The organism is Halomonas sp. G15, assembly GCF_021282295.1.
Classification (GTDB): domain Bacteria; phylum Pseudomonadota; class Gammaproteobacteria; order Pseudomonadales; family Halomonadaceae; genus Halomonas; species Halomonas alimentaria.
The window spans coordinates 1-12,502 of record NZ_JAJSPA010000015.1 but is presented as its reverse complement, the minus strand read 5'-3'; the positions used below and the strand labels follow the sequence as shown (position 1 = coordinate 12,502).

14 protein-coding genes are annotated in these 12,502 nt (G+C 60.0%); 8 read left to right on the top strand and 6 right to left on the bottom strand.

The genetic code is table 11. From position 1 onward, the window contains the following. Positions 1 to 81 precede the first annotated feature (81 nt). A complete protein-coding gene (locus LWH48_RS08960) occupies positions 82 to 456 on the top strand; it encodes a histone-like nucleoid-structuring protein, MvaT/MvaU family (RefSeq protein WP_232912284.1) in 375 nt (124 codons plus the stop codon). A 190-nt stretch (positions 457 to 646) separates the two neighbouring features. Here LWH48_RS08960 and LWH48_RS08955 read toward each other — a convergent pair whose 3' ends face one another. Next, positions 647 to 1,948, bottom strand: coding sequence for an ISL3 family transposase (locus LWH48_RS08955; RefSeq protein ID WP_033988338.1), 1,302 nt, complete (start codon positions 1,946 to 1,948; stop codon positions 647 to 649). A gap of 78 nt (positions 1,949 to 2,026) precedes the next feature. Beyond that, positions 2,027 to 2,473 (bottom strand): Hg(II)-responsive transcriptional regulator, encoded by a 447-nt coding sequence (gene merR, locus LWH48_RS08950; protein ID WP_006911920.1) that lies wholly within the window; start codon positions 2,471 to 2,473, stop codon positions 2,027 to 2,029. A 73-nt stretch (positions 2,474 to 2,546) separates the two neighbouring features. On the opposite strand from merR, the gene merT reads away from it, so the two are divergent. From merT to LWH48_RS18245, 6 genes are all read left to right on the top strand, one after another. Beyond that, complete coding sequence (gene merT / locus LWH48_RS08945; protein WP_027965778.1) at positions 2,547 to 2,897, top strand: mercuric ion transporter MerT; 351 nt, start codon at positions 2,547 to 2,549, stop codon at positions 2,895 to 2,897. Positions 2,898 to 2,910: 13 nt separating this feature from the next. Continuing rightward, on the top strand, positions 2,911 to 3,207 hold the full coding sequence (gene merP / locus LWH48_RS08940) for a mercury resistance system periplasmic binding protein MerP (RefSeq protein ID WP_022519794.1): 297 nt from the start codon (positions 2,911 to 2,913) through the stop codon (positions 3,205 to 3,207). A 2-nt stretch (positions 3,208 to 3,209) separates the two neighbouring features. Next, complete coding sequence (gene merF / locus LWH48_RS08935; protein WP_033988342.1) at positions 3,210 to 3,467, top strand: mercury resistance system transport protein MerF; 258 nt, start codon at positions 3,210 to 3,212, stop codon at positions 3,465 to 3,467. Between the two features lie 73 nt (positions 3,468 to 3,540). After that, positions 3,541 to 3,780, top strand: coding sequence for a mercury resistance system transport protein MerF (gene merF, locus LWH48_RS08930; protein ID WP_027965777.1), 240 nt, complete (start codon positions 3,541 to 3,543; stop codon positions 3,778 to 3,780). After that, on the top strand, positions 3,773 to 5,422 hold the full coding sequence (merA, locus tag LWH48_RS08925) for a mercury(II) reductase (RefSeq protein WP_082051506.1): 1,650 nt from the start codon (positions 3,773 to 3,775) through the stop codon (positions 5,420 to 5,422). Before merF (LWH48_RS08930) ends, merA begins: the two co-directional genes overlap by 8 nt. 81 nt (positions 5,423 to 5,503) lie before the next feature. Then, positions 5,504 to 5,638, top strand: coding sequence for a hypothetical protein (locus LWH48_RS18245; protein ID WP_008957399.1), 135 nt, complete (start codon positions 5,504 to 5,506; stop codon positions 5,636 to 5,638). A gap of 25 nt (positions 5,639 to 5,663) precedes the next feature. Here LWH48_RS18245 and LWH48_RS08920 read toward each other — a convergent pair whose 3' ends face one another. Further along, the gene (locus LWH48_RS08920) at positions 5,664 to 5,954 is read right to left on the bottom strand and encodes a signal peptidase II (protein ID WP_442908304.1); all 291 of its coding nucleotides are present in this window, start codon (positions 5,952 to 5,954) and stop codon (positions 5,664 to 5,666) included. A gap of 3 nt (positions 5,955 to 5,957) precedes the next feature. Then, a complete protein-coding gene (locus tag LWH48_RS08915) occupies positions 5,958 to 6,854 on the bottom strand; it encodes a cation transporter (RefSeq protein WP_004574643.1) in 897 nt (298 codons plus the stop codon). 95 nt (positions 6,855 to 6,949) lie between these two features. Here LWH48_RS08915 and cadR point away from each other — a divergent pair, with 95 nt between their 5' ends. Continuing rightward, entirely contained in the window at positions 6,950 to 7,357 is a 408-nt protein-coding gene (gene cadR / locus LWH48_RS08910; RefSeq protein WP_004364961.1) for a Cd(II)/Pb(II)-responsive transcriptional regulator, read from the top strand. A gap of 153 nt (positions 7,358 to 7,510) precedes the next feature. Here cadR and LWH48_RS08905 read toward each other — a convergent pair whose 3' ends face one another. Both LWH48_RS08905 and LWH48_RS08900 read right to left on the bottom strand, forming a co-directional pair. Beyond that, a complete protein-coding gene (locus LWH48_RS08905; protein WP_232912283.1) occupies positions 7,511 to 10,696 on the bottom strand; it encodes a tyrosine-type recombinase/integrase in 3,186 nt (1,061 codons plus the stop codon). After that, a partial coding sequence (locus LWH48_RS08900) for a hypothetical protein (RefSeq protein ID WP_442908303.1) occupies positions 10,689 to 12,502 on the bottom strand: 1,814 nt, incomplete at its 5' end. The genes LWH48_RS08905 and LWH48_RS08900, both read right to left, overlap by 8 nt.

Below are 12,502 nucleotides of genomic sequence, written 5' to 3'. Positions count from 1 at the left end.
CGTTTATCTGGCCAAGAACATTGATTCAAACCCAAGCTGCCACCATAATCCTTCTCAACATTCACTAGCACGAGGAAGTTTATGTCCATTCTCAACACCTACATGCAGAAGGAACAGCAGCTCAAGCAGCTGCAGGACGAGCTCGACAAGCTGAAGAACGACGACCGCCTAAAGACCGAGCTAGATTTCAAGAATCACCTCGAAGACCTGATGCGCGAGTTCGACAAGTCAGCCGCTGACGTCATCAAGCTTCTGGATCCAACGCATACCGCTGACAAGAGCTCCAGCAGCGCCAAGAGCACCGGCCGCGCCAAGCGCAAGCTGAAGATCTACAAGAACCCGAACACTGGCGAAGTCGTCGAGACCCGCGGCGGCAACCAGAAGACGCTGAAGGCGTGGAAGGAAGAATATGGTGCCGAGACTGTGGAGGGGTGGCTGATGAGGACCGAGGACTAATTATTTAGGGTATACGGATTTAATGGTTGATGGGGCACATTCACCCCATCAATCTGATACCACCCTCAGATGGTTGACAGATCGACTCCGTAGTTGAGTTCCTCTGCGAAGTCCGGCAGTCCGTAACCGATGGTTTTCTTGGGGTATCCGGATTAAGTGGTAGATGGAGCCCCCTTGCTCCTTCGAACCCTTAACTCTCCCAGAAGGTTGATAGATCGACGCCGTAGTTTTTCTCAGGCTCGGGAAGACCCATGCTGTAGGTCATGGTGGCCTTGCCCAGGAAGGGGGATTCCTTGATCTGCGGCACCTTCTTCTTGTGCTTGGTGGTGTAGAGCATCCGGGCCCGCATCACCTCGAATGAGTAGCCCCGGCCATCGCGGTTCTTGTCCTTGGCCAGCCGATTGATCGACTCCGTGAAGGCGTTGGTGATTGGGGTGTCGGTTTCGAAGTAGGCCAGCACCTCCTCGCGCCATCCGCTGACGGCGCTGACGAGATCCTTCCACACCTCTTTCTGCCCCTGTGGAATGTCGTCAATCCAGCGGGCCAGCGCCTTTTCGGCATCACGCCGGGTGGTGCTGTCCCAGATGTGGTAGAACCGCTCCTTGTGCTCGTAGGCCGCCAGGAGCTGAGGGAAGGCCCCTGTCCATGTCTCCATGATAAGCCGCTCGCGATCTGAAACGTCGTGGGCACGCTTCAGCAGGATCTTCCTATCGCCCTTGAGGGTCCGCCGCTGGTTTGGCTTCAGATCCTTCCTGAGTCCCTTACGCACCTTCTCCAGGGCTTCGTTGGCCATCCGCACCACATGGAACTTATCGACCACAATGCGAGCCTGCGGCAGTACCGCCTGGACAGCACGGCGGTAGGGTTTCCACATATCCATGCTGACGATCTCGACCTGGTGGCGCTCGGTCATGCTCATGAGGCGCCTCGTCACCGCGTCCTGCTGGCGACCGGGCAGCAGGTCCAGTAGGGTACGCTCCTCCAGGTTGGTCAGGATGCAGCGGTAGCGGCGGTTCAGGTACAGCTCGTCGATCCCCAGGCAGCGGGGTGTCTCGAAACGATGCCAGGCTGCCAGGAACTCAGCCTTCTTCTTGAATATCTCGCGGACAGTCTTCTCGTCGAGGCCCGTGGTATCAGCCACGTAGGCGTAGGGGTGATTGAAGGCTTCCTTCTCGACGTGGTTGTAAAGCCTCCGCGTCATGCGGTGATCGTCTACCATTTCCGGAAGAGCTGGCCGGAACGTCCTTCCACACGCCCGGCAGGTGTAGCGGCGACGGACCACCCAGAGGGTGACCCGCTTTCCGTGGATGGGTAGGTCGCGATAGGCCACATCGCGCTTGCCGAACCTGACAAACTCACTCTCAACGCCGCATTCCTCGCAAGCTAGAGGCTCAGGAGCTTCGACCTGGTAGTGGAGATCATGCTCTTCCATCTTGGTGCCTAGGACGTGGTACTCGGGAAGGTGAAGGATGTTGTCAGGCAAGCTAGTCATGCAAACTTTCCTTGTCGACATGGTCCATAGATGATCGCGACTCTTTGACCGCGTTGTTTTCAACGAACTGAAGGTGAGTTACTCCCTTGGGTCTTCTGCTTCTCTGAGCCCTTCATGCAATGACGCAATTAGCGGGCAAGTGATATTGCCTTGTTGTGCATGGCATCTGTCGACCATTTCGCTCAGCACCTTCTCAATTCTTTCAAGCCTGTCGATCTTCTCGCGAACGTCCCCTAACTTGTGCTCTGCGAGAGCACTGGCTTCTTGACAGTGGGCGCCATCTTCCAGCCGAAGTAGGTCACTGATCTCATCCAGACTAAAGCCCAGCTGCTGCGCCGTTTTCACGAACGTCAACCTGTCGATATCGGCGGCACTATAGCGTCGAATACCTCCGGGAGGGCGTTCGGGCTCCGATAATAGCCCTCGTCGCTGGTAATAGCGGATTGTCTCGACATTGACGCCGGCCGCCTTGGCCAGGCCGCCAATGGTCATGGTGTCCGCCACTTTATCTGCATGTCTCTTCATGATGCTTGACTCCGTACCAAGCTACGGAAGTAACCTTATCGTAGCTCCCCCCATCCCGAAAGGAGAATCGTCAATGCGGACATCTAAAACGGGGCGAGGGCCCCTGGCCGCCGGAGGAGTCGCGGCCCTCCTGGCCTCGGCGTGTTGCCTCGGCCCGCTGGTGCTGATCACGCTGGGCGTTTCCGGCGCCTGGATCAGCAATCTGGCGGCGTTGGAGCCCTATCGCCCGCTCTTTATCGGCGTCGCGCTGGTGGCGATGTTCTTCGCCTGGCGTCGCGTCTTTCGGCCAGTGGAAAAGTGCCAGCCGGGAGAGGTGTGTGCCGTGCCACGGGTCAGGACGGGCTACAAGGCGATCTTCTGGCTCGTATCGCTGCTGGTGCTAATCGCCCTGGTATTCCCCTACATCTTGCCCCTGTTCTATTAAAAGGAGATCTACCATGAAAGCTCGTTTCGCCTTCATCGCGCTACTCGCCCTGCTCAGCACGCCCGCCTTAGCGGCCCTGCAGACCGTGACGCTGTCGGTGCCGGGCATGACCTGTGCCGCCTGCCCGATCACCGTCAAGGCCGCCCTCAACAAGGTGGACGGCGTCTCGCAAGTCGACGTGAGCTACGCGGATCTCGAGGCCGTGGTCACCTTTGACGACGCCCGAACGTCGGTGGAGGCATTGACCGAGGCCACCATCAACGCTGGGTATCCATCAACCCCGACATCCTCGCAAGCGGATCGAGAGTGATCATGAAGAATCCCAAGCCCCTGCTGCGCGTGAGCGTGATCGGCACCGTCCTGGTGGCATTGTGCTGCTTTACGCCGATCCTGGTGATCCTGCTTGGCACGGTGGGCCTGGCGGGGCTGACGGGCTATCTCGACGTTGTGTTATTGCCGGCCCTGGCCTTCTTCATCGGCCTGACCATTTATGCGATTTGGCGTAAGAAGCAGTTCGACGCCTGTTGTGACAACGGCTCTATCAAATCAAGGAATACGCCCCCTGAGTGACATCAAGCAGCTGCACATCGCGGTCATCGGGTGAGTTGTTTACGAGCTTGCCCGCCACGGTGAAGGAATAAGCGTGAAAGATTCGCAGAAATTTTTAAGCGTCGTGCTTGGCACCGGGTTGATGGTGCTGTGTTGCGCCGCGCCAATCGCCCTGGTGCTATTCGGTACGGCGGGCCTGGCCGCGTTGGCAGGCTATCTCGATTACCTGCTGTTTGCCGCCCTGGCCATCGGCTTACCTCTCTACGCGCGATACCACAAGCGGAAGCAGGATGCCGGCTTTACTAATGAAGACTCGGAGAAACGTGATGATTGAACTCAACGTGAGTGGCATGACCTGTGACCGCTGTGCGGATCATGTCAGGGAAGCCCTGGAGAAGCTGCCCGGCGTGCAGTCGGTGGAGGTATCCTATCCTCAGGGGACGGCATCGGTAGCCGTTGATCCGGAGACACCGGCCTCGGCGTTGACGTTTGCCGTGACCCGACTTGGCTACCAAGCTCGACTGGCCAACAGTGGGCCCACTTCCCCGGCAGGCGCATCGGTGTCCAAGGGCCGTGATGAAGACGCCCCGCACATCGCGGTGATCGGCAGCGGCGGCGCCGCCATGGCGGCGGCCCTGAAAGCCGCCGAGCGCGGCGCCCGGATCACCCTGATCGAACGCGGCACCGTCGGCGGTACCTGTGTCAATACAGGCTGTGTGCCTTCGAAGATCATGATTCGCGCGGCCCATATTGCCCACTTGCGTACGGAAAGTCCCTTCGATGCAGGCCTGAGCGCCCAGGCGCCGGTGGTGGATCGGGCCAAGCTGCTCGAGCAGCAGCAGCGACGTGTCGAGGAACTGCGTGACGCCAAGTACGAGGGGATTCTGCGCGACCACCCGGCCATCACGGTCCTGCACGGCGAGGCCCGGTTTATCGATGCCCATAGCCTGATGGTCAAGCTGAACGAGGGCGGCGAGCAGGTCGTCCACTTCGACCGCGCCTTAATCGGTACTGGCGCCCGACCGGCAGTACCGCCGATCCCGGGTCTTGCCGACACCCCCTACCTGACCTCTACCAGTGCGCTGGCCCTGGACACCCTTCCCGAGCGGCTGATTGTGATCGGCGCCTCGGTGGTGGCCCTGGAACTGGCCCAGGCCTTCGCCCGGCTGGGCAGCCGGGTCACGGTGCTGGCCCGCAGCCGCCTGCTCTCCCAGGAAGACCCGGCGGTAGGGGATGCGGTGGAGGCGGCGTTTCGCCGCGAGAGCATCGAGGTCCTCAAGCAGACCCAGGCGAGCCGCGTGGACTACACCGACAATGAATTCATTGTCGACACCAACGCCGGCACCTTGCGGGCGGATCAACTGCTGGTGGCCACCGGACGGACACCCAATACCGAGGCCCTGAACCTGGCGAGCCTCGGCGTGGAAACCGCACGTGGGGCGATTCTGGTCGATGAGCATCTGCACACCACGGTGCCGGGGCTCTATGCCGCCGGTGACTGCACCGATCAGCCGGAGTTCGTCTATGTCGCCGCCGCCGGGGGCAGCCGGGCTGCCGTCAACATGACCGGGGGCGAAGCCACCCTGGACCTGAGCGCCATGCCGGCGGTGATCTTCACCGACCCCCAGGTGGCCACCGTCGGCCTGACGGAAGCCGAGGCCATCGAGCAAGGCTTCAGCGTCGATACCCGCGAGCTGGACCTGGAAAACGTGCCGCGTGCGCTGGTGAATTTCGACACCGGTGGTTTCATCAAGCTGGTGGCCGAACGCGACTCGGGCCGGTTGCTGGGGGTGCAGGCGGTGGCGGGGGAAGCCGGTGAGCTGATCCAGACGGCGGTGATGGCGCTACGCGCACGCATGACCGTACACGACATCGCCAATGAGCTATTTCCCTACCTGACCATGGTGGAAGGGCTCAAGCTCTGTGCCCAGACTTTCACCAAGGATGTGACGCAGTTGTCCTGCTGTGCCGGGTGAACGATATGAGCGCGACCGTGGTGCCACTGGGCGGCGGCACCACGGGTTTTGGGCATGGACACCACAGGGAGCTCTGTCACGATGAACACGACACTACCCGATTGCGGGATGATGGGGGCGATGGGCTGGATAATGCCAGTGATCGGAATTGCCCTACTATTGCTGCTGGTCCTGGGCATCGCCTGTTTGGTGAAGTATCTGCTCTCTAGCAAGTGAGCGTACTGAGCGAGCCATCAACCAGCTAATCCGTTGTGGGTTGAGTTTGTCGGCCACCTTTCTCTCTCGCATACCAACCAGATAATCCGGATACCCTAAAAAAGTAGCGCTGCCAGCCTCCACCATTCGCAAAAAGACTGAATGCGGCACCGGTGTTCCATAGGTGCACCCAGTTAAAGAACGGGGTCACCGAAACATACTCGCCATAGGCCATTGATTGCTGCACCAGCCACTTTACAGCCTGATCAGACGCTGCCAGCAGGCCCGATATGGACAATAGGGCATACGGCGAGAGCTTTTTGCCAATAATGAGCATTATTTAACCCTTCAACGCCAAAATGCGTCTGGCACCGTTAAGTACAATGCCCCCCGCGATGGTGCCGATAATCAGATCCGGATAATTGGAACCGGTCCACGCGACCAGGGCGCCGGCGGTGATGACCCCCAGGTTGATCACCACGTCGTTGGCCGAGAATATCCAGCTTGCCTTCATGTGCGCCCCGCCTTCCCGATGTTTGGATATGAGCAGCAGACAACTGGTATTGGCAATCAATGCGACGAATGCGATAGCCATCATCACCAGCGATTCAGGCTCACTACCGAATACAAAGCGTCTCACCACCTCTACGAGCACGCCCACAGCCAAGATCAGTTGCAGTACACCAGCAAGATGCGCGGCACGTACCTGCATTTTCACGCTATGTCCAACCGCATAAAGGGCAAGCCCGTACACCGCCGCATCGGCAAAATTGTCCAGGGATTCTCCAATCAGGCCGGTGGACTGGGCGATCAGACCGGCAGTCATTTCCACCACGAACAGAAGTGCATTGATGCCGAGCAACCAGCGCAGGGTCCCGGATTCTTGCTTAGCAGAAGCTGCCGAAAACTCGGCGGCCTTGATGGTCTCCGGATTTGCAGCGACGGTTTCCTGAAGCGAGGCGCCTAGCCCCAAGGTCTTCAGTTTCGAGGTGACGGGCTCGACCTCGCCGTCATGCACGACCTTCAGCCGGCGGTTCGACAAGTCGAAGGACAGCGCCCGAATCTCCTCAAAGCCGTTCAGGGCTAGGCGAATCATTCGTTCTTCTGATGGACAGTCCATCTTCGGCACGGCATAAACACTGACCCATCTCCCTGGCGCCTCGGAGGAGGCCTGTATATCGGTATCCGCTGCGGACGTTGCATCACCGCCACAGGCGCCACCACAGGATTTGCTCATGATACGACTCCACTTGAACAATGTTGTGGTACCATTTAAAACTATAAAGCTACTATAAGGTCAATAGAGTAAAGAATCCGTTGGGGAGGAGGCTGATGCGCATTGGTCAGTTGGCGCAGTTGGTAGGGGTCGAAACACAGACGATCCGCTTCTATGAACAGCAGGGCTTGTTGCCGCCGCCTGATCGGCAGGACAACGGTTACCGTGTCTATACCGAGAAGCATGGTGAGGGGCTGGCCTTCATCCGTCGCTGCAGAATCCTGGGCCTGTCACTGGCTGAGATTCACGAACTACAGAGCTATCAGGACGACCCTCATCAGCCTTGTACCGCCGTCAACGCCTTGCTCGATGATCACATCTCTCATGTGCGGTCGCAGATAACCGCTCTGCAAGCGCTTGAGAAACAACTCGTTTCACTGAGAGCGAGTTGCAACGATGACCGGGAAGTTGAGGCGTGTGGGGTTCTTGCTGGAATTAGCGAAGGAAACATGCACCAGCAGTAGGTGAAGCATCAACCAGATAATCCGATGAGATGCCGGTCTGTCTCACTCTCATGCAAAGGTAAGATCAACCATTTAATCCGCTTACCCGTTATTTGTCCAGAAAAGGTGGCCCTCCTATGGCCCACGACCTTCTGTTACTGAGCGATAGCGCTCCTAAGCACTTTGCTGTGCAGTCATCACGATGCACGCCATCACCAGCACATAGCGCACGGGATACACGCTCAACGGCTCTTTCCCTTCGTTGACCACATGCAGCGCGACGTTGCCCGTACCCAGTTCGTTGGCATAACGCCTGCCGGTGGGCTTTGTTCGCCACTGCACCTTGTGCCGCTGCGATGGCAGGCGCTTCTTCCACTCACTGAGCTGCTGCTTTGCGGTCAGTGGCGAGCGCGCAGTGGGGGTCACCTCGATGTTGGCCCGCACCCCGGAGTGGAGACTCAGCACCCAACTGACAAATGCCAGCCCAGCATCGGCATCCCGTATCCACACGTGGCCCTCTGTCGCACGATGGTACGCGTAGAAATAGCGCAAGTGCTCGAGCAGCACATCGGGCGACTTTTCGTACCAGTCCGTCCAGATGGTGTGGTACAGGGCCTGGATGATACGCCGTTCCGATACGGCATGGGGTCGCGGCAATCGAGGCAGGTCGGTTTGCGCGTCAGCCTGTTGCTTGCCCTTGGTGGCTCGACAGTGGCGGTGGGCGCGGCTGCCGCGCCGCGTCCGTAGCGACAACACACGCCGCTCGGCCTGTATCAGCCGCTCCACCTCTCCTTCCCTCAAGCTGAAAATTCGCTCGAGCTCCTCAAAGGAGTAACGATTGCGGGCATCCAGCAGGGTTTCCAGGCTCTCCAGCGAGAGGTGATGCAGGCGATCGTGTTCCACAGGGGTGATGCCCGCAAGCGCCGGGAATGGCTGGGGCTCACGGTCCTCCACATCGGTGATAGGACACGCCTTGAAGGCCTTGCTCAACCATATCGCCGGCCGTTCGCCATAACGCTGCTTCCATTTGCGAACACGCGCGGGCTTCAGCCCCAGCAGTTCCGCCAGCGCTTCCAGCTCCGCGGCTGGCGAGGGGCGCCGCGCCCCTTCCACCGAATGCGGCTCGTGCTGCAGGTAATGCCCCATTAGCCACTCGGTGCAATGCAAGTAGCTGCGCAGGGTAACGTCCGGAGATGAATGCCCCATGACCTGGGCGATAAAGTGCAACCCCTGGCGCGAGACCACGCCCCCGGTGATTTCATGCCATAACGTGTTCAGGTGAGCCGGTGCCGCCCAGGGCGACGGAATGCCATGGAATGCCAGCAGCAGATTGTTGGCCAACGAGTGGCGCAGATGGTGAAAGCGGACACTGGGATCCCCTGTCACGCGCCGCATCACCTCATGAATCGCTGGCGAGACCTTGTCGTCGCGCAACGGAGCCAGTGACTCACCGCCTTCGCCGAACAGCATGACACGAGGGTGTCGCGACATCTCTTGGCGATTGATGACGTAGTCCTTGAACGGCCCCAGCTCCTCCTCGGTCAACAAGTGGTGCAGGGGGAGCTGCCGACGCGAGCTGTAGCTCTTGTTGGCAACGTATTCGTTGTCACGCACCAATAGCACCACATCGGTATCCGGCACCCGTTTCTTGAGCTGGACATCGCAGATCTGGATCGAGAGTACCTCACCGATCCGTAACCCGGCACGAAACCCAAGGACGCAGACCCAGTAGCGGATCTTGCCCAGTATGCTGGGATCCATGAGTTTCAGCCTTTCGGCCACGAGCTGGTATTCAGTCTCCGAGAGGATGTTGGCATCGGCATGGTAGGTGACGCCCGCCCCACTGCCCACCAACTCCATCTTCACCTTGGCCAGCCCCAGCTCGCTGACCAGGAAATTGTGAAAGCCATGTAGCACTGTCCAGCGATAGTGACGGTTCTTCTCGGTTTTGCCCTCCTCGATGACCTGCTGATAGGCATCTACCAGCTCGGTGAGACGTGATGGCGAAAGCGGTGTATCACCGATGTACTTCAATATCGGCAGAGCGGATCCCAGATAGGTATGCAGCGTCGACTGCTTCCGTTTCATGTCCACGTGCAGGTAATACAGCCAACGACAGATCCATTCAGCAATGGGCACCATGCGCCGGGTCTCGGCAAGCGTCTCCTCCAGACGCGCGGTGATGGCAGCGTAGGTACGGCGCTTCGTCTCCCGCGTCGGGCTCAACCAACCACGCAGGCCCGCCAACAGCTCCCGTGCCTTGTAGATTGGCTGGTCGCGCTCCAGCGGCATATCCGGCACAGCCGGCTGGCTGCCGGGGAAAGGTGGCCTCTCCTCCTCATCCTCCGCCAGCCCCGCGTGCTGGACATACCCACCCGACAGCAGCTGCTGCCACCGCGGCTCGTCAATGGATGTCACTGCATGCTTGCCGAGGGCACTATCCACCAGGTAACGCGGCACATGCAGTCGCAAGGCGGTAGCCGCCATCGCCTGACATGCTGGCAGCGTCATGCTCTTGTCCGCCCCCACGGCGCGGCAGAAGGCACTCCACGCAGTGGCAGAGAACTCCTTGGCAGTCTTGTAGGAGGTGGTCTTCGCCTGCTGCTGTGGGTCTCCATATCGGTCGAGATGCCGCATCAGCACCGCCAGCGTCGACGCTCCGAGCAGCCAGCGGCTGCGCGGTGGCACCGGTTCAGGCATATCCTCAGGCGGCGACTCATGCAGCAGGCACCAGGAGGTCCCACCGTAGGTCGCCAGCGTAGCTGCCGCCAGTGGCAACGAGTTGACCGCCTTCCTTGCCAGCAGGCCATCCCGGGTGATGGCCAGGTACATCAACAGTCCCCAGCTGATGTGCTCGGACTCCAGGCGCCGATGCCCCTTGAGCCCATTGCCTTGCTGCAGTAGGTCGTGGAATTGATCCGTCTGGAGGCCCTCCTCCACCAGGCGACACCAATCCCGATAGGCATTCAGTCTGACCAGTGCGTCAGGCGTAAATGGGCTGGCCTCCGGCTGCACATGGTGCATGGGCGCAGGCACCCTGACCTTCCAGCCCAGCTGCCGCTCTCCCTGGCGCAGCCCCTGCACCAGGAAATTCACCTTGTGGCGACTCGCGGCCGCTGAAGCGCTTGCCTTGCTCAGGATGTGATCCACCCACTGCTGAGGCAGGTCATCTGGCACTGTGATGTCGCGCTCACCGCTGACCAGCCCGGGATGAAACTCATTGACCCGGGCCAGCACCTCGAGCTGCCCCTGTTGCCGTGGCCGCAGCTGTTGCCGACGCCGCGCCTCTGCGCCGCCAGCGGCTTCCGGTAGCACCAGGAGATTCCAGCCCTTCCATACGGAGCTGAATGGCTCAGACATCTGCCATCCCCCTCTGCGGCGTCCAGCCGGCCTCACGACGCAGCTTTTCCATTACCGGCGCCAGCTCGGCAAACATCGAGACGGGCGACAGGGTCGAAAGCGCCGCAAATGGCTCCTGCCCATGCTGGGCATGGCCCATGAATGCATTGACCAGCTCTCCACGGCATCCTTCCGCCCGCAGTCGACTGCGCAGGTAATGCCGGCCAGCATTGATCGGCAGGCTGAACAGCGGCACTTGCCGACGCAGATTCTTGGGAGATATTTTGACCATCTGCCAGCTTTCGCTGACGAAAAACAACAGCGGCACGTCAGGGCACGGGTCGCCCAACAATGACTCGATGTGATCGTACAGGGTGACCCGTTGATAGAGCTGCATCTGCAACACTTCCAGATGCCAGGCGTACAGGTGCAGCTGCTCGCGTAGCTGCGGCAACAGCCAGACAACCCGCGACTGGCTCATGCTCTCGTGTTCCTTGTCCGATATCACCAGCAGGCCGGTCTCGAGGTCGATCTCTCTCCAGCGAAACACCAGGTCGTTGACCGCACGGTAGCCCGTGGCGAACAGCACCCAGAATGCGATATAAGCCACCAGGTGGTTATGCACCTGGCGCGCCGCCTCCTCACTGGGTGGTAACCGGCGGGCCGCTCTGAGCTCATGCTGCAGATGGTCGACAAGCCGCCTCACGAGACGCGGCCGGATATTCAATTTACTGCCATGGTCCCCGGTATTCGATGGAGGCCGAACAGGCTCCAGAGCGTTCGCCTCCTCGATAGTGAGATGGCGATACAGGGCGTCACGCAGCGATGCCACGGCACGACAGAACAGTGACTCGAGATACGTCGCCGGCACGCTGTGGTAGTGAGCTGCAACCTCGGTGACGGTGAAGGCATGCCCCGTCAACAGGTAGCCATCCACCCAGTCACTCGAGTGCCTGACGATCTCATCAAACAGCGTCTGGGAAATGCGCAAGGGAGTCAGCCGCATACGGTGAGCCCGATTGATCGTCGATACGGCCTGAGACATGGCGGTGTGGATGGCCTCCCGACGATCGGCGGGAAACAATTCAGCGTACCGTGAGCGTCTCTGATGCTGCCGCTGGATCCGCGAAATGAATTGTCCCACCCTCACCGGGAGGCCGATGATCACAACCTCATCGGTCAATGCAGGCGGCGCCTCGCCGGCGCGCTCCAGTAATCGCTTGGCGTCATCCTGAAGCGCATTTCCTGCCGCAGGCGAGGGGATCGGTAATACGAAGGCCTCCTCCTCCAGGAGATAGGCAAGCAGATCCTTACGATTTTTCGGCAGTGCCTGTCTTCCGGAATAGATGCGCATCGTCAGCAGCTGGTCGACCGGGCGGCCCAGCCACAACATCAGCATCAGGAGCACGCCAGCCAGCTCCCCATCGGCATCCCTGTCCTCGAATCTCTTCTTTCCTGCATAAAGGTCGTAGGCCTGCTGGGCAACCACAGCCAGCTCTATATGGCTGAGGCTGGCGTAGCGATATGGCAATCGCTGATTGTTACGGCTGATGTGGTGCAAATGGCCTTTTTGATACCGATACACGTCGACTAGGTCATGTCCCGCCGTCGGCGACGCTTTCCGCTCGACGAACGTGACCCCTCGCATTGTCTGCATCTCATCCGGATGCAGCCCGACCGTGCGTTGCCGGCGTTGCGCCGGAAGCCCCCCAGGAACCTCCATGACCTGAACCGAGCGCTCCGGCCCCTCCGGCTCAGGATCTGCCTCATCGCGCGACTCGACATGCGTTTTGGTGGAAGGGGGTGAGGCATGGCCACCGCCACCCC